1 protein-coding gene is annotated in these 1,146 nt (G+C 65.6%); it reads left to right on the forward strand.

Going from position 1 to position 1,146, the window contains the following annotated elements:
• The first annotated feature begins 249 nt into the window (after positions 1-249).
• Complete coding sequence (locus ABZV94_RS41775) at positions 250-1,119, forward strand: IS5 family transposase (RefSeq protein WP_356350351.1); 870 nt, start codon at positions 250-252, stop codon at positions 1,117-1,119.
• Positions 1,120-1,146: the final 27 nt, after the last annotated feature.

A 1,146-nucleotide genomic window follows, 5' to 3' on the forward strand; every position in this document is an offset into this window, starting at 1 on the left:
GAAACGACGTCTTAGAGGTCGTTTTCGCCTGGACTGCCCGTGTATCCAGCGATTTTCGGACTGCCGGGTTGTGGTGCTCGTGCTGTTGAAGATGTGGATTGATTCTTGCTGGTCAGGTGGGGTGGCAGGTGAGGCGGGTGGTGTCTTGCGCCTGTCTCATCCCAGGACGCCCGGCCTTCGCGGCCTCGTGCTTCCGTTGTCGTCGCTGTGCGCCTGGGCGCATTCGTTCCGCGGCGGTACGCCGGAAACATGCCGACGCGACGCCCGTATCCGAGTGATCTGTCCGATGCCCGCTGGGAGTTGATTGAGCCGGTGCTCTCTGCCTGGCGCTTCGAGCGCCGCGGCAGGGCCCTGGACTTCGGTCGGCCGCCGGAACATGACCTGCGCGACATCATGGACGCGATCTTGTACGTGGACCGCACCGGGGTCCAGTGGCGCTATCTCCCGCACGACTTCCCGCACTGGAACACGGTCTACGGCTACTTCGCCAAGTGGCAGCAAGACGGCGTGTTCGCCCAGCTCAACGGTCTGCTCAGGCAACTCCTACGGGAGAAGGAAGGACGGAACGGCGAGCCATCGGCCTGCGTGATCGACGCACAGAGCGTCAAGACCTCCACCAGCGTCCCCGCCTCCAGCCAGGGCACCGATGCCGGGAAGAAGATCGTGGGACGCAAGCGGAGCATCGTCACCGACACGCTCGGACTCCTGCTCGCGGTGCTGGTCACCGCGGCGAGTGTGCAGGATTCCGTGGCCGGCACCCGTCTCCTGGACCAGGTTGCCGCCGAGCACCCCGGCATCCGCAAGGTCTGGGTCGACGGCGGCTACCGCCAGCACCTCGTCGAACATGCCGCCGCCCTCGGCATCGGCATGGAGATCAGCGCACGCACACCCGGGAGCAAGGGTTTCACCCCGATCCCGAAGCGGTGGGCGGTCGAGCGCACCTACGGCTGGCTCATGCTCCACCGCCGCCTGGCCCGCGACTACGAGACCCTGCCTGTCCGCTCCGAAGCCATGATCCGCCTCGCCATGACCGACCTCATGGCCCGCCGCCTCACCGGCGAGAACACCATCTCCTGGCGCGACCCGACACCACAGACCAAACAGCTGTTTTCGGGATGAAACATCGGGCGAAAACGACCTCTTAGA

This window comes from Streptomyces sp. NPDC004658 (assembly GCF_040609555.1).
Taxonomy (GTDB): Bacteria; Actinomycetota; Actinomycetes; order Streptomycetales; family Streptomycetaceae; genus Streptomyces.

Coding starts and splice junctions, on each gene's coding strand:
- ABZV94_RS41775 (WP_356350351.1), top strand. CDS start 250: ATGCCGACGCGACGCCCGTATCCGAGTGATCTGTCCGATGCCCGCTGG.